This window comes from Nocardioides pakistanensis (assembly GCF_054781215.1).
This window is the reverse complement of sequence record NZ_BAAGUV010000004.1, coordinates 220,441-243,782: the sequence shown is the minus strand read 5'-3', so window position 1 is coordinate 243,782 and position 23,342 is coordinate 220,441. Positions and strand designations below refer to the sequence as shown.

General features: G+C 72.4%; 22 protein-coding genes. 12 read left to right on the top strand and 10 right to left on the bottom strand.

The genetic code is table 11. The features are described from left to right. Positions 1-36: 36 nt before the first annotated feature. Positions 37-288, top strand: coding sequence for a carbon storage regulator CsrA (csrA, locus tag ACYVIH_RS02560; RefSeq protein ID WP_460865620.1), 252 nt, complete (start codon positions 37-39; stop codon positions 286-288). Between the two features lie 563 nt (positions 289-851). Here csrA and ACYVIH_RS02555 read toward each other — a convergent pair. Next, positions 852-1,739, bottom strand: a complete 888-nt coding sequence (locus ACYVIH_RS02555) for a dimethylarginine dimethylaminohydrolase family protein (RefSeq protein WP_460865618.1) — start codon at positions 1,737-1,739, stop codon at positions 852-854. Positions 1,740-1,971: 232 nt separating this feature from the next. Between ACYVIH_RS02555 and ACYVIH_RS02550 the strand changes: the two genes are divergently transcribed. The 4 genes from ACYVIH_RS02550 (at position 1,972) to ACYVIH_RS02535 (ending at position 4,624) form a co-directional block, all read left to right on the top strand. Then, positions 1,972-2,667: a GntR family transcriptional regulator gene (locus ACYVIH_RS02550; protein WP_460865616.1), complete on the top strand. Its 696-nt coding sequence runs from the start codon at positions 1,972-1,974 to the stop codon at positions 2,665-2,667. 170 nt (positions 2,668-2,837) lie between these two features. Then, positions 2,838-3,209, top strand: a complete 372-nt coding sequence (locus tag ACYVIH_RS02545; RefSeq protein ID WP_460865614.1) for a phage holin family protein — start codon at positions 2,838-2,840, stop codon at positions 3,207-3,209. Then, a complete protein-coding gene (locus ACYVIH_RS02540; RefSeq protein ID WP_460865611.1) occupies positions 3,202-3,759 on the top strand; it encodes a low molecular weight protein-tyrosine-phosphatase in 558 nt (185 codons plus the stop codon). Before ACYVIH_RS02545 ends, ACYVIH_RS02540 begins: the two co-directional genes overlap by 8 nt. 10 nt (positions 3,760-3,769) lie before the next feature. Then, positions 3,770-4,624, top strand: a complete 855-nt coding sequence (locus ACYVIH_RS02535) for a fructosamine kinase family protein (protein ID WP_460865609.1) — start codon at positions 3,770-3,772, stop codon at positions 4,622-4,624. A 118-nt stretch (positions 4,625-4,742) separates the two neighbouring features. Here the strand turns inward: ACYVIH_RS02535 and ACYVIH_RS02530 are convergent, their stop codons facing one another. The 3 genes from ACYVIH_RS02530 to ACYVIH_RS02520 form a co-directional block, all read right to left on the bottom strand. Then, positions 4,743-5,963, bottom strand: a complete 1,221-nt coding sequence (locus ACYVIH_RS02530) for an EAL domain-containing response regulator (protein WP_460865607.1) — start codon at positions 5,961-5,963, stop codon at positions 4,743-4,745. Then, a complete protein-coding gene (locus ACYVIH_RS02525; RefSeq protein WP_460865605.1) occupies positions 5,960-8,710 on the bottom strand; it encodes a hybrid sensor histidine kinase/response regulator in 2,751 nt (916 codons plus the stop codon). Before ACYVIH_RS02525 ends, ACYVIH_RS02530 begins: the two co-directional genes overlap by 4 nt. A gap of 119 nt (positions 8,711-8,829) precedes the next feature. Next, positions 8,830-9,552 (bottom strand): sensor histidine kinase, encoded by a 723-nt coding sequence (locus ACYVIH_RS02520; RefSeq protein WP_460865603.1) that lies wholly within the window; start codon positions 9,550-9,552, stop codon positions 8,830-8,832. Between the two features lie 360 nt (positions 9,553-9,912). Between ACYVIH_RS02520 and ACYVIH_RS02515 the strand changes: the two genes are divergently transcribed. The 4 genes from ACYVIH_RS02515 to ACYVIH_RS02500 all read left to right on the top strand — a co-directional run bounded on the left by ACYVIH_RS02515 (position 9,913) and on the right by ACYVIH_RS02500 (position 15,299). Continuing rightward, the gene (locus ACYVIH_RS02515; protein ID WP_460865601.1) at positions 9,913-10,635 is read left to right on the top strand and encodes a response regulator transcription factor; all 723 of its coding nucleotides are present in this window, start codon (positions 9,913-9,915) and stop codon (positions 10,633-10,635) included. Between the two features lie 10 nt (positions 10,636-10,645). Beyond that, positions 10,646-12,127, top strand: coding sequence for a sensor histidine kinase (locus tag ACYVIH_RS02510; protein ID WP_460865598.1), 1,482 nt, complete (start codon positions 10,646-10,648; stop codon positions 12,125-12,127). Further along, entirely contained in the window at positions 12,070-13,458 is a 1,389-nt protein-coding gene (locus ACYVIH_RS02505) for an MFS transporter (RefSeq protein ID WP_460865596.1), read from the top strand. The genes ACYVIH_RS02510 and ACYVIH_RS02505 overlap by 58 nt, the downstream gene beginning before the upstream one ends. A 227-nt stretch (positions 13,459-13,685) precedes the next feature. After that, a complete protein-coding gene (locus ACYVIH_RS02500) occupies positions 13,686-15,299 on the top strand; it encodes a S1C family serine protease (RefSeq protein ID WP_460865593.1) in 1,614 nt (537 codons plus the stop codon). Positions 15,300-15,477: 178 nt separating this feature from the next. Here ACYVIH_RS02500 and pabB read toward each other — a convergent pair whose 3' ends face one another. From pabB to ACYVIH_RS02485, 3 genes are read right to left on the bottom strand one after another with little or no spacing between them, the layout of a single operon-like run. Continuing rightward, complete coding sequence (gene pabB, locus ACYVIH_RS02495) at positions 15,478-16,755, bottom strand: aminodeoxychorismate synthase component I (RefSeq protein ID WP_460865591.1); 1,278 nt, start codon at positions 16,753-16,755, stop codon at positions 15,478-15,480. Beyond that, positions 16,752-17,333 (bottom strand): anthranilate synthase component II, encoded by a 582-nt coding sequence (locus ACYVIH_RS02490; RefSeq protein ID WP_460865589.1) that lies wholly within the window; start codon positions 17,331-17,333, stop codon positions 16,752-16,754. Before ACYVIH_RS02490 ends, pabB begins: the two co-directional genes overlap by 4 nt. Position 17,334: 1 nt before the next feature. Beyond that, positions 17,335-19,257 (bottom strand): anthranilate synthase family protein, encoded by a 1,923-nt coding sequence (locus ACYVIH_RS02485; protein WP_460865586.1) that lies wholly within the window; start codon positions 19,255-19,257, stop codon positions 17,335-17,337. A gap of 110 nt (positions 19,258-19,367) precedes the next feature. Between ACYVIH_RS02485 and ACYVIH_RS02480 the strand changes: the two genes are divergently transcribed. Beyond that, the gene (locus ACYVIH_RS02480; protein ID WP_460865584.1) at positions 19,368-19,919 is read left to right on the top strand and encodes a hypothetical protein; all 552 of its coding nucleotides are present in this window, start codon (positions 19,368-19,370) and stop codon (positions 19,917-19,919) included. Here the strand turns inward: ACYVIH_RS02480 and ACYVIH_RS02475 are convergent. The 3 genes from ACYVIH_RS02475 to ACYVIH_RS02465 are packed head-to-tail and all read right to left on the bottom strand — an operon-like array spanning position 19,916 to position 21,786. Continuing rightward, positions 19,916-20,473, bottom strand: coding sequence for a Rossmann-fold NAD(P)-binding domain-containing protein (locus tag ACYVIH_RS02475; RefSeq protein ID WP_460865582.1), 558 nt, complete (start codon positions 20,471-20,473; stop codon positions 19,916-19,918). The genes ACYVIH_RS02480 and ACYVIH_RS02475 overlap by 4 nt on opposite strands. A 14-nt stretch (positions 20,474-20,487) precedes the next feature. After that, positions 20,488-20,811 (bottom strand): NAD-dependent epimerase/dehydratase family protein, encoded by a 324-nt coding sequence (locus tag ACYVIH_RS02470; protein ID WP_460865580.1) that lies wholly within the window; start codon positions 20,809-20,811, stop codon positions 20,488-20,490. A 57-nt stretch (positions 20,812-20,868) separates the two neighbouring features. Next, positions 20,869-21,786, bottom strand: coding sequence for an EamA family transporter (locus tag ACYVIH_RS02465; RefSeq protein ID WP_460865577.1), 918 nt, complete (start codon positions 21,784-21,786; stop codon positions 20,869-20,871). 113 nt (positions 21,787-21,899) lie between these two features. On the opposite strand from ACYVIH_RS02465, the gene ACYVIH_RS02460 reads away from it, so the two are divergent. Together ACYVIH_RS02460 and ACYVIH_RS02455 are read left to right on the top strand one after the other, a co-directional pair. Continuing rightward, positions 21,900-22,391 (top strand): MarR family winged helix-turn-helix transcriptional regulator, encoded by a 492-nt coding sequence (locus tag ACYVIH_RS02460; protein WP_460865575.1) that lies wholly within the window; start codon positions 21,900-21,902, stop codon positions 22,389-22,391. Continuing rightward, positions 22,388-23,338 carry a D-2-hydroxyacid dehydrogenase family protein gene (locus ACYVIH_RS02455; protein WP_460865573.1) on the top strand — a complete coding sequence of 317 codons (951 nt, stop codon included), beginning with the start codon at positions 22,388-22,390 and terminating at the stop codon, positions 23,336-23,338. Before ACYVIH_RS02460 ends, ACYVIH_RS02455 begins: the two co-directional genes overlap by 4 nt. The last annotated feature ends 4 nt before the right edge of the window (positions 23,339-23,342 follow it).

Below are 23,342 nucleotides of genomic sequence, written 5' to 3'. Positions count from 1 at the left end.
ACCCTGCAGGTCCATCACCTCGACAGGGAGTAGTCCATGCTCGTGCTCAGCCGGCGCGTCGGCGACAGCGTCGTCATCGGTGACGACGTGGTGATCACGGTCCTCGAGATCCGTGGCGACGTCGTGCGCATCGGTGTCGACGCACCCCGCGAGGTCGCCGTACGACGCAAGGAGCTCCTCGTCGAGCTCGCCGACTCCAACCGCGAGGCCGCCTCCCCGAGCGAGGCCGCGATCACCGACCTCAGCGAGCTGCTCAGCCGCCGCAGGAACCCCAAGAGCGACTCCTGACCACACCCGTCCCAGCAACGAGTTCGTGCCCGGTCCAGACAGGAGCAACCGGGACGAGCGGGACACCGGCCCCAGAGTCGGACGATCGGTCCGACCCCAGTAGTCCTAGTGGGTCACGACCCTGGGGTATGGGGACGTCATTGATGACGAGATCGGGGCAGATCGGCCCTTTTGGCTTCTCATTCCGTCGTCGAAGGCCCCAAGATAGACGCAGGCGGACCGGAACGAGGGGGGTCTTGAACCGGATCGCCACACCAAGGCGGTATTCGAGCCGGCTACCTGATGGGGGTCATCGAACTGTCTCGCCGGGGTGGCAGCGCGTGGCGTCGAGAACGCCGGCGCAGCAGTCCCGGAGCCGCCTGGTGGAGGTGGGGGGACCACCGTGCCGGTCCCGGCGGAGCGTCAAGCACCGTCGGGGCCGGACGCGCCCTCCGGCACGTCTTGGCCGGCTTGTGTGAGCCTCCGGGCTTCCTCCCAACACAGGCCGGCCACGAAGCAGACGACCCGCGCTGAAGCAGTTCGGCGCGGGTCGTTGCTTCTTCCCAGGGCGTTGCCCGGCTGGGTCAGGGCAGGACGACCGCCCCGCCGCGCACGACCGGCAGGTCGCGGCCGGCCACCACGTCGATCGGGTTGGTCAGGCAGCGGACCGAGCCGCCGCCCTTGTGGAACTCGCTGACGTCGACCAGCACGGTCTCGAAGCCCCAGTCGGCGAGCTGGTCGACCACCCGCGGGGCCGAGGTGGTCGGCATGATCACGGTGTTGTCGACGACGATCGAGTTGGCGGCGAAGGTCAGCGCCTCCTCCTCGGAGAGCACCAGCGGCTCGGGCACCATCGCCAGCGCGGCCGCGGCGGACTCCTCGTCGAACGCCGACGGCGCGACCATCGCGCGGGTCGTGTCGAGCGGGCAGAACGCCAGGTCGAGGTGGTACATCCCTGGGTGCGTGATCCGCAGGCCCCTCACGCGCAGGTCCATCCCGACCGCGAGGTACTTCAGGCCCAGGTGCTCGGTGCGCGGGCCGTAGCCCACGACCAGCGCGTCGTCCCACGCGAAGGCGTCGCCGGCCTCGAAGTGCGCACCGATCCCGTCGCGACCGACGTACGACGTCGCGAAGCCGGCCTGCTCGAACCAGGGCGCCGCGGTGAGCGTCTCCATCCGGCGCTCGGCGTAGCGCATGTGCGAGAGCATCACGCGCTGGCGCTCGGGGTTGTTGACGACCAGGCCGAGGTTCATCGCGTAGACCATGTCCGGGGCGTCGGGGCGCTGCTCGAGCACCTCGACCTCGCCGCCGGCGGCCTCGATCGCGGCGATCAGGTCCAGCCACTGCTCGCGTGCGCGCACGTGGTCGGGCTGGTCGTGGACGTCCATGAACGGGTTGATCGCGTAGTCCACGCGGAAGTGGTTGGGCTCCACCATCAGGTACCGGCGGCCCCACTGCAGTTGCTGTCCCATCTCGCCTCCCTCTCTGCCTCTCGGGTCGTCTCTCGTGAAGACGGAGCGTCACGGGCCTGTTCGGTCCGTGACGCTGCTCTTGGCTTCTTCGTTGCCTGATTGTCGGACAATCGGGCGATCTCAGTGTGGGGCCGGGGTGGCCTCGGCGTCAACTTTTGTCGGACAATGTCGTTTCGGGGTGTCGCGGGGTCTTGCTCAGGCGGTGCCGGCGGGTGCGACGAGAGGGCAGGCGATGGCTGACGGACCGGGCTCCGACGGGCCCTTCGGGACGCTCAGCCTCGAGCACTCCTCCACCGTCGACCGGGTCGCCGAGGAGCTGCGGCGGGCGCTGTTCGACGGTGAGGTGGGGCCGGGTACGCCGCTGCGGGAGACCGCGCTCGCCGAGGCGATGGGGGTGTCGCGCTCCACGATCCGGGAGGCGCTCGGCGTGCTCGTCGCCGAGGGGCTGGCCACCCGCGAGCCCAACCGCGGCGTGTTCGTCACCGAGCTCGATCCCTCGGCGGTGCACGACGTCGGCCGGGCGCGCGCCGTGCTCGAGGTGGCCGGGGTGCGCCGGTGGGCTGCTGCGTCGGAGGAGGCGCGGGACGCCGTACGGCAGGCGCTCGCGGCGTTTTCCGCACTGGCGGGGTCGTCGGCGTCGCCGAGTGAGCTGACCGCCGCCCACCTGGCGATCCACCGCGCGCTGGCCGGGCTCACCGAGTCGCCGCGGCTGGTCGCGCTGGCCGACGCGTTGTACGCCGAGATCCGGCTCGGCCTGGCCAAGGTGGACCGAATCCGCCGCAACGCGCCCGAGCAGGTGCACTCCCACGGCGCGCTGCTGGAGCTGCTCGAGGCCGGCGACGTCGACGCCGCCGCTGCCGAGCTCGAGGAGCACCTCGCTCACGCCGAGACGTCGATGCTCGACGCGTTGCACCTGACCGAGGAGTGAGCTGGGGGCCCGGGCCCGTGGCTGATTCTCAAGTTAACGTGGGAATCAGCCACTCGGCATGGCGCGCAACCCGTGCCCAGTGCCAGTTCGTCGTGCCAAGTCGGCCGGCTGTCACGCCCCGCGCGCCCGACCCCGCCCGCGGCGGCGCCGGCGTCTGGCAGTATCGAGGCGTGAGGTTCCTGATCTGGGTCGTCGTCAACGCACTCGCGCTCGCTGCCGCGGCATGGCTGATCGACGGCATCCGCATCACCGAGGCCACCACCGAGGACAAGGTCATCACCATGGTCCTGGTGGCGCTGATCTTCGGTGTCATCAACGCCGTCATCGCGCCGATCCTCAAGGTGCTCTCGATCCCGTTCATCATCCTGACGCTGGGTCTGTTCCTGCTGGTGATCAACGCCGGCATGCTGATGCTGACCGGCTGGATCGCCGAGGAGGTCGGGCTCGGGTTCGAGGTCGACGGGTTCTGGACCGCCGTACTCGGCGCGATCGTGATCACCATCGCCTCGTGGATCCTGGAGGCCGTGCTCCCCCGTGACTGAGGCCCTCGACCTGCTGCCCCCGAAGCGACGCGCCGACGGCTCGCCGTACCGGATCGCCGTGGTCTGCCTGGGCAACATCTGCCGTTCCCCGATGGCCCACGTGGTGCTCGAGGAGAAGCTCGCGCGGGCCGGGCTCGACGACCGGGTCGAGGTGGTCAGCGCCGGCACCGGCGACTGGCACGTCGGCGGACCGATGGACCGGCGCGCGGCGGCGGCGCTGGCGTCGGCGGGGTACGACGGCTCGCAGCACCGTGCTTCCCAGTTCGAGTCGCACTGGCACGACGAGGCCGACCTGGTGCTGGCCATGGACGGCTCCAACCACGCCGACCTGAGCGCGATCGGCGAGCCCGAGCCGGAGCGGCTGCGGATGTTCCGCGACTTCGACCCGCGAGCGCGCGGGGGCGACCGGGACGTGCCCGACCCGTACTACGGCGGCGACGACGGGTTCACCCACGTGCTCGCGACCGTCGAGCGCACCGCCGACGCGCTGGTCGCGGCGCTGGAGCGGGTCCTCGAGCCGCAGAGCGAACGGCACCTCGGGGGCGCCTGAGGTGGCACGGATGGGCACGATCGCGAACCGGGCGGAGGAGCTGCTCGGCACGGCGGTCGTGGCCACCACGCCGGTCGCCGGCGGCGACATCTGCACCGCGACCCGGCTCCGGCTCTCCGACGGCTCCTCGGCGCTGGTGAAGACCAAGCCGCACGCGCCGGCCGACTTCTTCCCGGCCGAGGCACGCGGGCTGACCTGGCTCGGCTCGGTCTCCGACGGGCCGGGGGTGCCGACGGTGCTGGCCGCCGAGCCGGACTGCCTGATCCTGTCCTGGGTGGAGACCGGCCGGCCCAGCCTCGAGGCGGCCGAGGCGTTCGGTCGCGGGCTCGCCGCGCTGCACGCTGCGGGAGCGGCCGCCTTCGGAGCCGAGGAGGACGGCTACATCGGCACCCTGCCGCTGCCGAACCGCGCGGCGCCGACCTGGCCGGAGTTCTTCGCGACCCGGCGGATCCTGCCCTACCTCAAGCTCGCCCGCGACCGGGATGCGATCAGCGACGTCGATGCCGGGTCGGTCGAGGAGGTCGTGCACCGGATCGTCGACCTCGCCGGCCCGCCCGAGCCGCCGGCCCGGCTGCACGGCGACCTGTGGTCGGGCAACGTGCTGTGGGGGTACGACGGCCGCGGCTGGCTGGTCGACCCGGCGGCGTACGGCGGTCACCGGGAGACCGACCTCGCGATGCTGGCGCTGTTCGGGCTGCCGAACCTGCAGCGAGTGCTCGACGCGTACGACGAGGCGCACCCGCTCGCCGAGGGCTGGCAGGACCGGGTCGCGCTGCACCAGCTGTTCCCGCTGCTCGTGCACGCCGCGCTGTTCGGCGGTGGGTACGGCGCTCGTGCCGGGGAGGCGGCCCGCTCGCTGCTGTGAGGGGCCCCTGAGTTTTCCCAAGTTGACGTGGGAAAACCCCACCTAGCACGGCAAATTTGCCGTGCCACGTACCGGTTTACCTAGCCAACATGGGAAAACTCGGACCGGGCGCCCAGCCTCAGGCGATGCCGCCGGCCTCACCGAGCGCGAGGGCGCGTGCCTCGTCGGCGCTCATCGGCAGCCCGAGGAAGTAGCCCTGCGCGACGTCGGCGCCGAGGCTGCACAGCAGCTTCCAGGTCTCCTCGTCCTCGACGCCCTCGGCGACGGTGCGCAGGTCGAGGCTCTGGCCGAGGTCGATCACCGACTTCACCATCGCCTGCGCGTCGCGACGGGAGGCCAGCGAGGAGACGAAGGACCGGTCGACCTTGATCTCGGAGAACGGCAGCCGGGCCAGCATCGCCATCGTCGAGTGGCCGGTGCCGTAGTCGTCCAGCGACAGGCAGAACCCGGCCAGCCGGAGCCGGGTGAGCTGGGCGAGCACGTCGATGTCGTCCTCGAGCGCGACGGTCTCGGTGAGCTCGAGCACGACGCGCTCGGCGTCCACGCCGTGGCTGGCGCAGCACTTCTTCAGCGACTCGGCGAACCCGCGCTGCCCGATCGTCACCGCCGACACGTTGATCGCCAGGGTCAGCCGCTCCGACGGCAGGCTCGCCAGCCAGGACCCGGCCTCGTCGAGCACCCGGGTGGTCAGGTCGCCGATCAGGCCGTACCGCTCGGCGAGCGGCACGAAGACCGTCGGCGACACCGGCCCTCGCCGCGGGTGGGTCCACCGGGCCAGCGCCTCGAAGCCGACCAGCCCGCCGGTCGGCGAGCAGGCGAACTTCGGCTGGTAGACGACGTGGATCTGGTCCCGCTTCAGCGCCAGCTCCAGGTCGGTGGAGGTGACCGGCACCGGCTGTGGGTCGGCGGCCGCCCAGGTCGCCGGCCGGGCAGGAGGCTGCGGAGGCGGCTGCTCGAGCAGGTCGGTCAGCGCGGAGGCGCGGTACGGCTTGCGCAGCACGCCGGCGATCGAGAGGCCCTGCACCGCCGCGAAGCGCTGCGCGGCCGCGAGCACCTCGTTGCCCATCCCGCTGGAGATGATGATCTGGCACTGGCAGTCGCGCTCGGCCATCGCCGCGAGCACCTCGAGCCCGTCGGTGTCGGGCATCACCAGGTCGATCGCGACGTGCGTGGGCCGCCACGAGTCGAGCAGGTCGAGGAACTCCGCCGGGTTCGTCGTGAACGCGGCGTGGTGCCCGGCCGCCTCGGCGATCACCTGCAGCGTCTGCGCGACGGTGTCCTCGTCGTCGAGGACCAGCAGCCGGGCCCGCTCCGGCGGGACCGAGCGGAGCGTGCTCATCGGCCACGCCCGGTGGGAGCCCCGAGCGCGTCCGCCACGGCGTCGGCGAGCGCGGTGGTGCTGTAGGGCTTGGCGAGGACGGGTACGACGGAGCCGGGCCGGCCCAGCGACAGCGCCTCGTCGGTGTAGCCGGAGGTGAACAGCACCGGCAGCCCCGGACGGAGCTCCTCGGCCTGCTCGGCGAGCTGCGGACCGTTGATCCCGCCGGCGAGCATCACGTCGGTCAGCAGCAGGTCGACGGGCTCCTCGGTCGCCAGCACGGTCAGCGCCTCGTGTCCCGCGGCGGCGACCTGGACGTCGTACCCGAGGGACTGGAGCCGCCGCGCCACGCTGTGCCGCACCTCCGCGTCGTCCTCGACCAGCAGCACGGTCCCGGTCCTGCCCTCCACGGCCGGCCCGGCAGACCGGTGTCGTCCGCCAGGAGCCCCGGCCGCGGGCGCGTCCGACGGGCCCAGCACGCCGGAGCACTCGGTCCCGGCAGCCGCCGCCCCGGTGCCGAGGCCGGAACCGGCACCGGCGGACTCCCCGGCACCGGCCAGCGGAAGGTGCAGAGCCACCGAGGTACCGACCCCGACCGTGGACTCGATCGCCAGGTGCCCCCGCGACTGCTGGACGAACCCGTGCACCCGCGGCAGGCCCAGACCCGAGCCCTTGCCGAACGGCTTGGTGGAGAAGAACGGCTCCAACACCCGGTCGAGGTCGCGCGCGGCGATCCCGTGGCCGGTGTCGGAAACGGTCACCCGCACGTAGGACCCGGGGACGGCGGAGGGGTGCGCGACGGCGTACCGCTCGTCGAGGTCGACCAGCTCCGTGGCGATCTCGAGCCGGCCGCCCGCGGTCATCGCGTCGCGGGAGTTGATGCACAGGTTCAGGATCGCGCTCTCCAGCTCGGCGGCGTCGGCCATGCACCGGGGCAGGTCCGCGCCGAGCGCGAGGACCACCTCGACGGTCTCGCCGACGGTCCGCCGCAGCACCGGCTCCATCCCGGCGACCAGCGCGGTGACGTCCACCGGGGCCGGTTCGAGCGGCTGCCGGCGCGCGAACGCGAGCAGGTTGTGAGTCAGGTCCGCGCCGCGCTCGGCGCAGTCGACGATCATCGTCGCCAGCTCGTGCCGCGGGTCCTCCGGCTCGAGCTGCATCGCGAGCGCCTCCGCGTTGCCGAGTACGACGGTCAGCAGGTTGTTGAAGTCATGGGCCACGCCGCCGGTGAGCTGGCCGAGCGAGTCCATCCGCTGCGCCTGCGCGGCCCGCTCGGCGAGCACGCGCTGCTCGGTGGTGTCGCGGAAGAACATCGTGACGCCGCCGTCGTGGGGGTAGGAGTTGATCTGGTACCAGGCCCGGAGCGGGCCGTAGTACGCCTCGAACCGGACCGTGCGCCGTTCGGCCACCGCACGCCGGTGGGACTCCTCGAACACCGTCCCCAGCGTCTCGGGGTAGACCTCCCAGAAGACCTTACCCAGCAGCTCCTCGCTCGGCCCAAGCATCCGCTCGGCGTTGCTGTTGAGGAAGGTGAACCGCCACTCGCTGTCGACGGTGAGCACCCCGTCGGCGATGCTCTCCAGGGTCCCGGCGAGCCGGTCGGCGAGCTCGCGGGACTCCGCCTCGAGCCGCCGGTGCTCGTCGATGTCGGCCGCCGAGCCCCACCAGCCGACGATCTCGTCGTCGCTGCCGCGCTCGGGCAGCGCCATCACCAGGTGCCAGCGGTGCACCCCGTCGCGGCCGCGCACCCGGAACTCCGTCTCGTACGGTGCCCCGGTGGTGACCGAGTGCCGCCACTCGTGTACGACCCGATCCCGGTCGTCGGGGTGCAGCAGCTCCAGCCACGCGGAGCCGGCCATCGAGCGGCGGTCCCGGCCGGTGTAGTCCTCGAACGGCTCGTTGAAGTAGTCCAGCTCGCCGGTCGGGTCGGCCCCCCACACGATCAGGGGCATCGAGTCGGCCATCACCTCCAGCCGGCGCCGGCTGCTCTCGGCGACCTCCTCGGCGGCCTTGAGCGAGGAGATGTCCTGGAAGGAGCCCTCCAGCCGCACCACCTCGCCGGCCGCGTCGCGCACCGCTCGCCCGGAGGTGGCGACCCACTTCGCCGGCCGGTCGCCGCGCGCCTCCAGCCGCAGCTCCAGGTCGTAGGGCTCGCCGGTGGCGATGCACCGGTCGGCGGCGGCGAGCAGGCGGGCCCGCTCCTCCGGGGAGTACTGCGCGGCGAGCTGGTCCAGCGACGGCGTGGAGCCCGGCTCCTCGCCGAAGACCGCGGCGACCGCGTCGGACCAGGCGACCTCACCGGTGGCGAGGTCGAGCGTCCACCCACCGAAGCTGCCCATCTCACCGGCCAGCGCCAGCAGCCGGTGGCTCTCCTCGCCGGCCGCCTTCTCGCAGCGCAGCGCCTCCGCGGTCTCGACCAGCGCCAGCCGGCCGAGGACCATCCGCTCGGCGAGGACACCGCACACCGCGATGGCCAGCAGGCTCATCGACCGGTCCAGCGCGATCAGGTTGCCGTCGCCGGCGGAGCTGGCCAGGTAGGTCAGTCCGCCGCCGACGATGGTGGCCAGCACCGCCGCGAGCATCGCGAACCGGAGCAGCTGGACCCCGCCGATCAGCGCGGCCACCAGCACGAGCGGGACGTAGACGGTGCCGTGCGGGAACCACGGCGGCGTCAGCGCGTCGGTGGCGAAGACCGCGAAGCCGGCGACGGCCAGCCACAGCGGGGCCAACGAGGCGCGGAAGAGCGCGGGATCGCTCGGAGTGCGCAAGGCATCCCCCCGTCAGGCGGCTCTGGTTCCCCGTGTCCTGTTTGATGCTATTCAGGCAGGCCTGCTCGGGCATGCAAACGCGCAAAAAGGTAAAGCCGAGGGGTGACAGCGGGCGCAGGTCAGCAGGCCAGGTGCAGTCGCTCCGACGGCAGCCGGAGCGTGGCCCGCAGGCCCGTCGGCAGGTTGGGCGCGAGGTGCAGGTGGCCGCCGTGCGCGGCGGCGACCGCGTTGCAGATCGCCAGACCCAGTCCCCGGCCGTGCATCTGCTCCGGCGAGCACTCCGGGCCGGCGAACGGCGCGAGCACCCGCTCCAGGTGCTGCTCGGCGATGCCCGGGCCCTGGTCGACCACGCTCAGCGCGACGCACTCGCGGCCCGGTGACACCTCCAGGTCCACCGGGGTGCCGGCGGGGGCGTGCTCCAGGGCGTTGCGCACCAGGGCGACCAGCGCCCGTCGTACCTTCTGCCGGTCCACCGTCGCGACCGCCTCGATGGTCGGTTCCAGGACGCGGAGGGTGATCCCGGCGTGGCCGGCCCGTACGGCGTACGCGCCGGCCACCTCACACGCGAGCGCGATCAGGTCGGTGCGCGTCCGCGACAGCGATGCCGTGACCGCGTCGAGCTCGACGAGGTCGGAGACCGTGGACGCCAGGTCGGTCAGCTGCTCACCGGCGCGGACGATCGCCGCGACCGAGCGGCGGGCCGGCTCCGGCAGGTCGAGCTCCTGGAGCAGCTCGAGGTGGCCGACCAGCGTGGTCAGCGGCGTGCGCAGCTCGTGGTTGACCACGCCGACCAGCTGCCAGCGCAGGTGGTCGTGCGGGTCGGTCAGCGTTGCGAGGTCCATCCGGCATCCCCTGTGTCGGCCCTGCCCCCGAGTTTTGTCACTCGGGTATCGGAGTGTGTCCCGCGCCACTTGAGGGGCAAAACGGACAAATCACCGGCTGTCGCGGTTGCGGCCGAGCGAGAGGGAGGAGAGGCGGTGGGGGGCGGCTCGGGGGGTGGGAGCCGCCCCCACCTGACACCCGCGGCCGGCTCTGGGAGTACACGCGTCGGGGGGGATGACGGGTGTGCCGGCGCTGCGGGGCTACCAGGCACTCTAGGGGCACGAATCGGACACATCGAGCGATATCCGCAGGATTTGACCTTCGGTGGTGTGCAGCGTTCCCTCAGCCGGGCCTCAGGTACAGGTGGCAGGCTGGGACCCGTGAGCGCCGCACCCGACCCGAGCCCCCAGCACCGCGTCCTCGTCGTCGACGACGACCAGTCCGTGCGCGACTCGCTGCGCCGCTCGCTGGAGTTCAACGGCTACAGCGTCGCCCTGGCCCACGACGGCGCCGAGGCCCTGGCCGCGATCGGCCAGGCCGCCCCCGACGCGCTGGTGATCGACGTGATGATGCCGCGACTCGACGGCCTGGAGACCACCCGCGCCCTGCGCGCGGCCGGCAACGACCTCCCGATCCTGGTGCTCACCGCACGCGACTCCGTCGGCGACCGGGTCGAGGGTCTCGACGCGGGTGCCGACGACTACCTCACCAAGCCGTTCGCGCTCGAGGAGCTGCTCGCCCGGCTGCGCGCGCTGCTCCGCCGGGTCCCCGCCACGCCGGCCGACGCGGACGACACCGACTCCGAGACGCTCACCTTCGCCGACCTCTCGCTCAACCCCGTGACCCGGGAGGTACGACGGGCAGGGCGCGCGATCGACCTCACCCGCACGGAGTTCAGCCTGCTGGAGATGTTCCTGCGCCGGCCGCGCCGGGTGCTGGACCGCTCGTTCATCCTCGAGGAGGTCTGGGGCTACGACTTCCCCACCACGGCGAACTCGCTGGAGGTCTACGTCGGCTACCTGCGCCGCAAGACCGAGGCCGACGGCGAGCCGCGCCTGATCCAGACCGTGCGCGGGGTGGGCTACGTGCTGAAGGAAGCCTGATGTGCCCCCGGTGAACTCGCTGCACTACCGCCGTTCGCTGGCCAGCCGGGTCACCCTGCTGGCCGGGATGGCCGTCGGCCTGTCGGTGGCGATCGTCGCGCTGGCCGGCTTCGCGACGGTGCGGATGCAGATGTACAGCTCGCTGGACCAGTCGCTGCTCGACCGGGCCTCGGCCGCCGCGCAGGTGGACAACCTGAGCGCGCTGACCCGCGAGCGGGTGCCCGCCTGGACGCTCGGCGCGGCCGACGTGCGGATCGCCTTCCTCAGCGCCGAGGGCCAGATCACCTCGCTGGACCGGGTCACCGCGCTGTCGCTGGGGCAGCCCGAGCTCGACGTCGCGCAGGGACGCAGCGGGTACTCCGTGCGCACGGTCACCACCGACGCGGGACGGTTCCGCCAGGTCGCCGTACCCACCCGCGACGGCGGCGCGGCACTCGTCCTCGCCCAGTCCCTGCTGCCCACCGAGGAGACCCTCGAACGGCTCGGCATCGTGCTCACGATCTTCGGGCTGCTCGGCGTGCTCGGCGCGACGTTCGCCGGCTGGGCGGTGGCCCGCAACGGGCTGCGGCCGGTCCGACGGCTGACCGAGGCGGCCGAGGACATCGCCCGCACCGAGAAGCTCGACCCGATCGAGGTGGAGGGCAACGACGAGATCTCCCGGCTCGCCTCGGCGTTCAACGCGATGCTCGCCGCACTGTCGGCCTCCCGCGACCGGCAGCGCCAGCTGGTGGCGGACGCCGGCCACGAGCTGCGCACACCGCTGACCTCGCTGCGCACGAACCTCGACCTGCTGGTCCAGGCCGACCATCGTGGCGGGCTGTCGGAGTCCGCGCGTGCCGAGCTGCTGGCCGACGTGAAGTTCCAGATCGAGGAGCTCACCACGCTGATCGGCGACCTCACCGAGCTGGCTCGCGACGAGCCGCTCCGGGTCACCGTGGAGCCGGTCGACCTCGTCGAGATCGTCGACCACGCCGTGGAACGAGTACGCCGGCGCGCACCCGGCCTGGAGTTCGACGTACGCACCTCGCCGTGGTGGGTCACCGGTGAGTCCGCCGCCCTGGAGCGCGCCGTCACCAACCTCCTCGACAACGCCGCCAAGTGGAGCCCGCCGCTGGGCAAGGTCACCGTCGAGCTCCGCGACGGCACGCTGCTGGTCGCCGACGAGGGCGAGGGCATCGCCGAGGAGGACCTGCCGCACGTGTTCGACCGGTTCTACCGGGCCGCCGAGTCGCGGACCATGCCCGGCTCCGGGCTCGGCCTGGCGATCGTGCGCCAGGTGGCCGAACGCCACGGCGGCTCGGTGCGCGCGGGGCGTTCGGAGGCCGGTGGCGCAGCATTCTGGTTCAGCATGCCCGGTGCAGCAGAGCCCGCGGTCTCGTCGGTCGACACCCCGCGCCCGACGTCCGGCGAACCCGACACGGTAGAACAGTCCGCATGGAGATTCCCCAGGGGCAGCACGGCCGAGCAGCCGGACACCTCCCCGCGCCGCTGACCCGCAGCGAGCGCCTCGACCGGCTGCCGTTCACCGCGCAGCACCGCAAGCTCGTGGTCGGGTCGGGCACCGGCTGGGCGCTCGACGCGATGGACGTCGGGCTGATCAGCTTCGTGATGGCCGCGCTCAGCGCTCAGTGGAAGCTGAGCACCACCGAGCTGTCGTGGATCGCCTCGGTCGGGTTCATCGGGATGGCGATCGGCGCCAGCGTCGGCGGGCTGCTCGCCGACCGGATCGGCCGCCGCCAGGTCTTCGCGCTGACCCTGCTGGTGTACGGCATCGCGACCGGCGCCGCCGCGCTGTCCTGGTCGGTCGGTGCACTGCTGGTCTTCCGGTTCCTGATCGGGATCGGCCTCGGCGCGGAGCTTCCGGTCGCGGCGACGCTGGTCAGCGAGTTCGCGCCCGCCCGGATCCGCGGCCGCGTCGTCGTCCTGCTCGAGTCGTTCTGGGCCGTCGGCTGGCTGATCGCCGCGCTGATCGGCTACTTCGTGGTGCCCGCCTCCGACGACGGCTGGCGCTGGGCGCTGGCCATCGGCGCGGTGCCGGCGGTGTACGCGGTGGTCGTCCGCTACGGCCTGCCCGAGTCGGTGCGCTTCCTGGAGCGGCGGGGCCGGTACGCCGAGGCGGAGACCGTCGTACGCCGCTTCGAGGACTCCGCCGGACTCGTCGTCACCGACACCCCACCCTCTCCTTCTGCCGGCGAGCCCGTGGCCGGCGAGACGCCCGGCCCCGGCGCGCTGTGGGCCCCCGGCCTGCGCGGGCGTACGGCGTCGCTGTGGGTGGTGTGGTTCGGGGTGAACTTCTCCTACTACGGCGCGTTCATCTGGATCCCCACCCTGCTCGCGGCGTCGGGCATGGACCTGGTGAAGTCGTTCGGCTACACGCTGATCATCACGATCGCGCAGCTGCCCGGGTACGCCGCCGCGGCGCTGCTCGTCGAGCTCTGGGGCCGCCGCCCGACGCTGTCGCTGTTCCTCGCCGGCTCGGCCGGGTCAGCGCTGTTCTTCGGCAACGCCGAGAGCGCGACCGCGATCATCGTCTCGGGCATGGCGTTGTCGTTCTTCAACCTCGGCGCGTGGGGCGCCCTGTACGCCCTCAGCCCCGAGGTCTACCCCACCTCGCTGCGCGGCACCGGCTCCGGCTGGGCGGCGGGCTTCGGCCGGATCGCGTCCGTGCTCGCGCCCCTGTCGGTGCCGTGGCTGCTCGACCTCGGCGGCGGCGAGGAGGCCCTGCTGTTCGCGGTGTTCGCCGGGTTCTTCCTGATCGCCGCGGCCGCGACCTTCGGGCTGCCCGAGCGGCGCGGCGAGGCGCTCCAGGAGACGCTCGCCTGATCTCCGCGCGCGCCGGCGAGTCCCGCGCGGTCGCGCCCGGCGCCGTTCTGGCCGGTCGCGCTCGCGCCCCCACCTGCCCGCGGCCCACTCGCAACGTAATGCACCACTTCGGAGCCTGAACTGGTGCAGAACGTTGCAAGTGGCGCGACCGACGGGGGCAGGGAGCTCACAAGCAGGTCCTGGCTGGCTCTCAGAGTCGTCTCAGGAGGGCTGGGCACAGTGGAGACATGAACGAGTTCGACCGCCAGCATGACGACACCCGCCCCTTCCCCTCGGCCGGTGCCGGCTCGACCGGCACCCCCGGCGCCGCCCCCTCCGCCGCCTCCGCCGCTGGTTCCGGCGCGACCCCCTCAGGAGCCGACCCCTCCCGCTCCGGCGCGGCTCCCTCCGGCACCGGCTGGCCGGGCGGCGCACAGCCCGGCCGGCCAGGTGCAGCCGGCGGGCAGGCCGGTGCGAGCCGGCCCGAGGCCGCCGGCGGGATGCCGGGTGAGAACCACCCCGGCCCGGCTTCCGCGTCCGGACCGGCCGGTCCGGTCTCCTCGTCTCCCGAGCGCCCCGGCACCCCCACCGGCGGGCCCGCCGGTCACGAGGGCCCGGGGCACCAGCACCGCTACCAGCCGGCGCACGACACCGCCCGGTACGACACGAGCAGCTGGGGCAACGGCGGGTCCTCGTTCTTCGGGGGCCCGACCGGGCCGGAGCAGCCGTCGAGCTCCCGGGGCCGGTCCGGCCGCAACGGGGGCCTGACCGCCGCCGTGCTGATCGGCGCCCTGGTCGTCGGCGGGCTGGCCGGTCTCGGCGGAGCAGCCACCTACGACCTCGTCGACCAGGAGTCGTCGGGCTCCTCCTCCGGCAACGCCAACACCGCCACGTCCGTGGTGGAGCGCAACGACACCCCCGCTCCGGCCGGGTCGGTCGAGGACGTGGCCAACTCCGTGCTGCCCTCGGTGGTGAAGATCAACGTCCGCGGCATGCAGGGCGCCGGCTCCGGCTCGGGGGTGATCCTCAGCGAGGACGGAGAGATCCTCACCAACTACCACGTCGTGGAGGTCGCCGAGCAGGGCGGCGGCACCGTCTCGGTGGGGTTCAACGACGGCTCCACCGCGCCGGCGGAGGTCATCGGCACCGACCCGCTGACCGACCTCGCCGTGATCAAGGCCCAGGACGTCTCCGGGCTGACCCCCGCCAAGCTCGGCCAGTCCGGCAACCTCGACGTCGGCGAGCAGGTCGTCGCGATCGGGTCGCCGTTCGGCCTGGACGCCACGGTCACCAGCGGCATCGTCTCGGCGCTGCACCGGCCGGTGTCGGTCAGCGGCCAGGGCAGCGCCATGAACACCGCCTATCCCGCGATCCAGACCGATGCCGCGATCAACCCGGGCAACTCCGGTGGCCCGCTGGTGAACATGAACGGCGAGGTCGTCGGCATCAACTCCTCGATCCGCACCTCCAGCTCCGCCGGCGAGGGCGGCTCGATCGGGCTCGGTTTCGCGATCCCGCTCGACGAGGTGGTCCCGATCGTCGACCAGCTCCGCAACGGCGAGGCGCCCACCCACGCCCGGCTGGGTGTCTCGGTGACCGACGCCTCGAGCCAGGACGGTCTCCTCAGCGGCGCCGGGATCAGCGACGTCAGCCCCGGTTCGGCCGCCGACGAGGCAGGCCTGGAGCCCGGTGACGTGGTGACAGCAGTCGACGACCAGCCGATCACGGACGCGACCTCCCTCGTCGCGACGATCCGCGGGCACCGTCCCGGAGACACGGTCACCCTGACCGTCGTACGCGACGACAAGGAGCGCACGCTCGAGGCGACCCTGGACAGTGACGAGGGCGACCCCGCCTCCTGACGCTTCCCCCTCACAGCGCCGGCCCGCGGCCCCCCTCTCCGCGGGCCGGCGCAGTCACGCGTGAAAGCCCAGCAACGCGGGGTTATGGACGCTCCACACGCGGCATACGCCTAGGGACGCGTCCACAGCGCTGGGGATGTTGCGCGCGTTGGGGCCGGTCAGGCGCCCGCGCGCACGTTCACGTGATCCGCTCCAGCGCGGCGAGCAGGCGGGCGACCTTCCAGCGGGTCTCGTCCCACTCGCTCGCCGGGTCCGACCGCACGGTGATCCCGCCGCCGGTGCCCCAGGTGTAGCGGCCGTCGTGATGCACGAGCGTGCGGATCACGACGCCGAGGTCGGCCCGGCCGTCGCCGCTGATCCAGCCCAGGGCACCGGCGTACACACCCCGCGGACTGGTCTCGACGTCGGCGATCACCTGCATGGTGCGCAGCTTCGGGGCGCCGGTCATCGAGCCGGCCGGGAACAGCGCGCGCAGCGCCTCGACCGTCCCGATCCCGTCGCGCAGCCGACCGCGCACGGTCGAGACGAGCTGGTGCACCGACGGGTAGGACTCGACGTCCATCAGCACCGGGACGCTGACCGTGCCCGGCTCGCAGACCATCGAGAGGTCGTTGCGCAGCAGGTCGACGATCATCAGGTTCTCGGCGCGGTAACGCGGGTCGCTGCGCAACGAGTCGGCCTGTGCCTCGTCGTCCTCGGCCGTCGCGCCGCGAGGCGTGGTGCCCTTGATCGGCTTGGTCTCGACCCAGCGTCTGCGGTCGATCGTGGCAAACCGTTCCGGGCTCGCGCTCAGCACGTGGGTGTCGTGGTGCCGGAGGTAGGCGGCGTACGGCGCGGGGTTGATGTCGCGCAGCCGCAGGTAGGTTTCGACCGGGTCGGCGCTGCTCGCGAGGGTCTCCCGGTAGGTCAGGTTCACCTCGTAGGTGTTGCCGAGATGCAGCTGCTCCTGCACGCGCGCGAACCAGCGGTCGTAGGCCTCCCGGCTCACCCCCGCTCCGGTCGTGTGGTTCACCGTGCGCTCTGGCGCCCGCTCAGCCACACGACCGGGGCTCGGGGGATGCTCGAAGACCAGCTGCCGCGGGAAGCGCATCCACACCGCGTCCGGTACGGCGGTCACCGGCTCGTGCGCCGGGGCAACCTGCGCCGGCAGGTCGGGCCGGCAGGCGTAGCCGAACCAGCCGACCCAGCTCACCGACGCGTCGCCCCCGTCGCGCGCGACCTCCTCGGCGAGCACGGCGAAGATGTCGTCGCCGACCAGGGTGCGCCCCCCGTGGGACACCCGCCACACCTCGCGACGGGCCGCGTCGTAGGTCAGCGAGACGTCCTCGGGCTCGAGCCAGCCGAGGATCGAGCGGTGTCCCGACCACGGACGTGACCCACCGCCGTCGAGCCAGAACATCCGCTCGTGCCGCCGGGCCATGTCGCGGAAGGCCGCAACCGGGTCGGTCCAGGTCACGACAGCTCCAAGAAGTTCGCGACCATCTGCTCACCGTGCTCGGTGAGGATCGACTCGGGGTGGAACTGCACGCCCCACAAGGGTTTCTCGCGGTGCGCGACCCCCATCACGACCGGTCCGGCGTTGGTGTCGCACCAGGCAGCGGCGCTCAGCGTCGGGGGCAGGGCGACTGCGGCGAGGGAGTGGTACCGCACCGCGTCGAACGGGCTCGGCACCCCGGCGAAGATCCCGGTGCCGTCGTGCCGCACGGCAGCCACCTCGCCGTGCGCCGGTGCGATCTGGCGGACCTGACCGCCGTACACGCTGACCAGGCCCTGCATGCCCAGGCACACGCCGAGCACCGGCACGGTGGCCTCACGGAGCACCACCCGGCCGACCGAGAAGTCGCGCTCGTCGTCGGGGTTGCCCGGCCCGGGCGACAGCACGATGTGGCTGAATCCCCTTGCCAGCAAGGCGTCTGCGTCGACCTCGTCGTGCTCGACGACCTCGGGCAGACTGCCGCTGACGACCGCGATGAGATGGACGAGGTTGTAGGTGTAGGAGTCGTGGTGGTCGACCACCACAACCCGCGGCGTCATCTCAGGTGGTCCCCGCGACGGGCCGGCTGAGCAGCTCCAGCACCAGGTCGTGGATCAGCTCGTAGCCGTGCTCGGTGAGGATCGACTCGGCGTGGAACTGCACCCCGCGGTAGTGCGGGCCGGAGACCATGTGGATGTCCCCGCTCTCGCGGTCGGCGACCACGTCGACCCCATCGGGTGCAGCGGACGAGCCGAGCCGGCCGACGAAGGTGTTGTAGAAGCCGACGTTCTCCTCGCGCCCTGGCAGTGCGACCCGCGACTGCGTCCCCTGGAAGACGATGTCCTTGTAGGCAAGGGGGATCCCGAGCCGGCTGCACAGCACCTGGTGCCCCAGGCACACCGAGAGAAACGGCTGCTGCGAGGCGAGCAGCTCGTCGACCGCCGCGCGGAACGCCTGGATCTTCGGATGCTCCCCGTCGCGCGGGTCACCGGGTCCGGGGCCGACGATGACCAGGTCGAAGCCGTCGAGCGCGCCGGGCCGGTAGTCGTCGTAGCGCACGACCTCGCTGGTCATGCCCATCACCGCGAGCACGTGGCGCAGCATGTTCACGAAGTCGTCCTCGCCGTCGAGGATGACCGCGCTGCGGCCCTTCAGCGACGGGTCCGGCGGGGAGCCGCCCTGGTCGGTGAGCCAGAACTTGCTGAGCCGCTGGTTGCGGGAGTTCAGCGCGATCAGCACGTCCTCGTCCTGGGTCAGCTCCTGCACTCCCTCGGGGGCGCTCGTGCTGCCCTCGACCAGGCCGAACGCGGTGAGGATCCCGCCGGCCTTGGCGTGGGTCTCGGCGACCTCGTAGGCCGCGACCGAGTCGCGCACCAGCGTGGCGCCAGCGGTGACCTTGAGCTGTCCGTCGGGGGTGACGTCGGCGGTGCGGATCACGATCGGTGAGTCGGCGGTGGGCTGCCCCTGCCGGTCGCGGCCGAGCAGGGCGAGTGCGGCGCCGTAGTAGCCGCGACCTTCGGTCTCGTAGGTCTTGATCAGCCGGCAGGCGTTCTCCACCGGCGAGCCGGTGACGGTGGCGGCGTACATCGTGTCGCGCAGCACCTCGCGCACGTCGCGGGTGCTGCGGCCGGCGAGGAGGTACTCGGTGTGCACCAGGTGCGTCATCGGCTTGAGGAACGGCCCGAGCACCTGGCCGCCCTCGTTGCACACGTCGCACATCATCTTCAGCTCTTCGTCTACGACCATGAAGAGCTCGTAGATCTCCTTCTCGTCGGCGAGGAACTCCAGCAGCGCCCGCTTCCGCTCGGCCGGGTCGTCGTGACCCTTGAGCCGGAAGGTGCCGCTGATCGGGTTCATCCGCACGTCCCCGCCGTGCACGCTGACGTGCCGCTCGGGGCTCGCCCCGACCAGGTAGCGGTCGCCGGTGAAGAAGCAGTAGGTCCAGTAGGCGCCGCGCTCCTTCTCCAGCAGCCGGCGGAACACCGTCAGCGCCTTCGCCGGTCCCCAGCCGGCGACCTTCGCGCGGTAGTGCCGGCCGATCACGAGGTTCGCGCCCTCGCCGTTGCCGATCTCGTCGTTGATGATCCGGTCCACCACGGCGCCGTACTCGTCGTCGCTGGTCTCGAACCCGCCGCGGTCCTCGAACTCGATCGGCTCGTCGGGCAGCGCCGCGAGCAGGTCGGCCAGCGGCACCTCGGTCTCGGTGTCGAGGTGTACGACGGTCAGCGGGGTGCCGTCGTCATGGGCCTCGAACCCGCGCTCGGCGACCTGGCGGAACGGCACCGCGACCAGCCGGTCGAACCGCCTGCCCTCGGGGGCGGGGCCCTGCTCGAGCGGGATGTCCATGAGGCTGTCGACCTCGCTGCGCGTGCCGCCGACCAGGGTGACCGTCGCGGAGTCGCGGAGCCGGATCGCCGCCCACGCCTCGTGCCGCACCAGTGCGTCGAGCGCCTGCGCTGCCGAGGGTGAGGTGGGAGTGCTCATGGTGCCGCAACGCTACAACGCGTGGCCCCTGCAGATCCGGGTGTCCTGCCGGGTGGACCCGGCGACGTCGAACCTGTCCCGTCTCACTCCGATCGCCCTAGCCTGGGGTGATGACGCCGTTGGGGCCCGACGAGAGCCAGGACGTGCTGGCGTACGGCGGTGACCGGCCGCCCCGCCGTACCCCTCCCCTGCTCGTCGGCGGTCTGGTCGGCCTCGCCGCCGGCATCGCACTCGGGCTGTCCCTCGACGCGCGGAACGACCCCGACGACAGCCCGGCCTCCTCGCCAGGCCCCACCGACGAGTCCGCGCCCGCAGTCGCCGAGGTGGCGGTGGGTGCCATCACGAAGCTGGGACCGCACGCCGACAGCGCCTTCCTGCTCGCGGTCTACAACGGGGGCGACGAGGAGCTCACCGCGACCGTCGCCGCGCTGCCGGGCTGGATGCCGCCGCTCGGACACGTCACCCCCACCGCCGTCCGACCGCACAGCTGGGCCCATGTCGTGTTCGAGGCGCAGCCCGACTGCGCGATCCGACCCGGGACCGTGCGCAGTGTCCGGCTGCAGGTGCGCACCGCCGACGGGTTGACCGACCGGGTCGCACTCCTGCCGCAGCAGACCGAGGCGCTCAACGAGCACCACGAGGCGGTCTGCGGCGCGGACTAGACCCCCACCGGCGTGGTCGCGTAGGACCCGTGCGCGAGGTCCTCGACGAGTGGCGGCTCGGTCGGCTTCCATCCGAGCTCGGCCCTCGCCTTCTCGCCGAAGGCACGCTGGTCCTGGACGAACGGATCGGCCAGCCACCCGAACAGCGCTTCGGCCTCCTCCCCGACGCTCGGACGCACGCCTCCCGGTCCTCCGGCTCCGAGATCGGCGGCGATGCCGATCTCCCGCACGGTCGGGTTGTCGCCGCTGACCCCGAGGTAGTAGGCCGCCGGTGCCGCCTGCTCGAGGGCCGCCACGTAGAGGCGCCCGAGGTCGGCGGTGTGCACGGTCGTCCAGCGCTGCTCGCCGCTGCCGGGGATGCACAGCGCACCGTCGTCGGCTCGCGGGCCGGAACGCAGCAGAGCCGGGAGGCCGCCGCCGGTGCCGTAGACGATGCCGGGTGCGATCACCACACCGCGGACGCCGTCGGCCGCCGATGCTCGCACCCGAGCGTCGAGCGGGAGCCGCCAGGAGGTCGGTCCGGACCAGGCGAACGGGCTCTGCTCGTCGAGCACCCCGCTGCCGTAGGTCAGATGCCGCTGGTGTGCACGAACGCCTTCCCGGAGCCGGCGAGCACGCGCAGGACCGTCTCGACGACGTCCTGGTCGACCTGGGCGTTGGTGTGGTCACCCGGCAGGGCGGTGTGGATGACCGCGTCAGCGGACCGGGCCCCTGCGGCGAGGATGCCGAGGTCGACGAGGTCGCCGCGCACGACACGGGCGCCGGCGGCTGCGAGCGCGGCGGCGGAGGATTCGCTGCGGGCGAGCGCCGAGACGCTGTGCCCTCGGGCGAGGAGCGCGGCGAGCACCCCGGAGCCGATCAGCCCGGTGCCGCCGGTCAGGAAGACGTGCATGGTGGTTCTCCTTCGATGCGTGGGTTGGGTGCGCGTTTCGGTCCGCGCGCGACGGGCTCAGCAGGCGGTGGCGGCCTCGGGCAGCTCGCGGGCGGCTGGTCCGGGTCGGGTGACCGGAGTCGGCCGGCGAGTCGGCAGCTGGGCGAGCACGAGGCTCCCGAGAGCGAGGAACATCCCGACGAGCTGCCAGCCGGTCAGGCCCTGCTCGAGCGCCACCCAGCCGGCGACGGTGGCGACCACCGGGCTCATCAGGCCGAGGAACGAGACGTTCGTGGCCGGCAGCCGCTCGATCCCGCGCAGCCACACGGCATAGCCAAGGCCGGTGGTGATCACCGCCAGGTACCCGAAGCCGACGAGGTTGCGCCCGGTGACGGTCGGAGGCAGACCTTCCACCAGCAGCGCGAGCGGCAGCAGGAGCAGCCCGCCTGAGGCGAGCAGCCAGCCGGTGAACGCGAACAGCGGCACCGGTCGGCCCCACCGCTTGGTGAGCACCACCCCGCCGGCCATCGACGCGGTGGCCGCGACACCGGCGAGGATTCCGGGTACGTCGAGGGCGGCGTCGCCGCGCAGCACCAGCAGGCCGACGCCCAGCACTCCGGCAACGCCGAACAGCAGCGTCCTGCCGGTCAGGCGCTGCCCGAGCAGGGGCACGGCCAACGCGGCGACGATCAGCGGCTGCACCGCCCCGAGCGTCGCCGCGACTCCCCCGGGCAGGCGATAGGCGGCCACGAACAGCAGTGCGAAGAACGCGCCGATGTTCAGCGCACCGAGCGTGGACGCCTTCCACCACCACGACCCGCGTGGCAGCTGCCGGCCCAGCGCGACCATCAGAAGGCCGATCGGCAGAGCGCGGATCGTCGCCGCCAGCAGGGGCCTGTTCGGTGGGAGCAGCTCGGTCGCGACGAGGTAGGTGGTGCCCCATGCGGCCGGTGCGAGGGCGGTGAAGGCAGTGAGGCGCAGCCGGTTGTCACTCATGGGCCATCCCTCTCATGGATCGAGAGCGCCCGGACCGCACTCGAGTTGTCTTAGTAGTAAGATACTTAGCACTAAGAAAAATGCAAGATGGTCACTCATGAGAGACTGGAGGCATGGCACGTGACGGTGTGGACCGGATCCTCGAGCAGTGGGCACGCGAGCGGCCCGACCTGGAGACAGAGGCGATGGGAGTCGTGGGACGGCTCTACCGGGTCGCCAAGGCGGCCGGTGACCTGGCCACGGAGGCCTACGCCAGGTTCGGGATCACCCGAGCCGACTTCGACGTGCTCGCGACGTTGAGGCGTGCGGGGGCGCCGTACCAACTCTCACCCTCCGCGCTCACCGCGAGCCTGATGCTCACCTCCGGCGGGGTCACCGGCCGGATCGACCGGCTCGAGAAGGCCGGGCTCGTGCGCCGTTCCCCCGACCCGTCCGACCGGCGAGGTCAGCTCGTCTCCCTCACTGACAAGGGCCGTGAGCTCATCGACGAGGCGGTCGGCGCGGGGCTCGCCACCCAGGACGAGTTGCTCTCACCGCTCTCGCCGGCCAAGCGCCGGCAGCTCGACTCCCTGCTGCGCCAGCTGCTCGCCGGGCCGCAGGCATGACGCGGGTCGCGATCCTCGACGACTACCAACGGGCGGCGCTCGAGGTCGCCGACTGGAGCCGTGTCCGGGAGCGGGCCCACGTCGAGGTGTTCACCGAGCACCTCGCCGCTCCGGACGAGCACGTGCAGCGCCTCGCCGGGTACGACGTCGTGGTCGCGATGCGCGAACGGACCCCCTTCCCGGGCTCGGTGCTCGAGTGCCTGCCTGATCTCCGGCTCCTCGTCACCACCGGCGGCCGCAACGCGGCCATCGACCTGTCGGCCGCCCAGCGGCTCGGCATCACCGTCTGCGGCACCCGCAGCAGCGCGAGCGCGACCGTCGAGCACACCTGGGCGCTGATCCTCGGTCTGTGCCGCAACCTCGAGGCCGAGGCAGCGAACATCCGCAGCGGCGGCTGGCAGACCACGCTCGGCACCGGCCTTGCCGGGAAGCGCCTCGGCGTCGTCGGACTGGGCCGGCTCGGGTCTGCCGTCGCGGGCATCGGCCGCGCCTTCGGGATGGAGATCGTCGCCTGGAGCGCCAACCTCACGTCCGAGCGAGCCGAGGCAGCAGGAGCGCGACTCCTGCCGTTCGACGAGCTCCTCAGCACCTCCGACGTCGTGACCGTGCACCTGGTCCTCAGCGAGCGGACCCGCCACCTGATCGGATCACGCGAGCTCGGCCTCATGAAGCGGTCCGCGTTGCTGGTCAACACCTCCCGGGGCCCGATCGTGGACACCTCCGCCCTGGTCGAGGCACTCGAGAGCGGGTCGATCGCCGGCGCCGCGGTCGACGTGTTCGACACGGAACCGCTGCCGCCGGACCACCCGTTGCGCTCGACGCCACGGAGCCTGGTGACCCCTCACCTGGGCTACGTGACGCGCGAGGGCTACCAGGTCTTCTACGGCGACGTCGTCGAGGACATCGTGGCCTTCCTCGACGGGCAGCCGCTCCGCGTGCTCACTTGAGGTC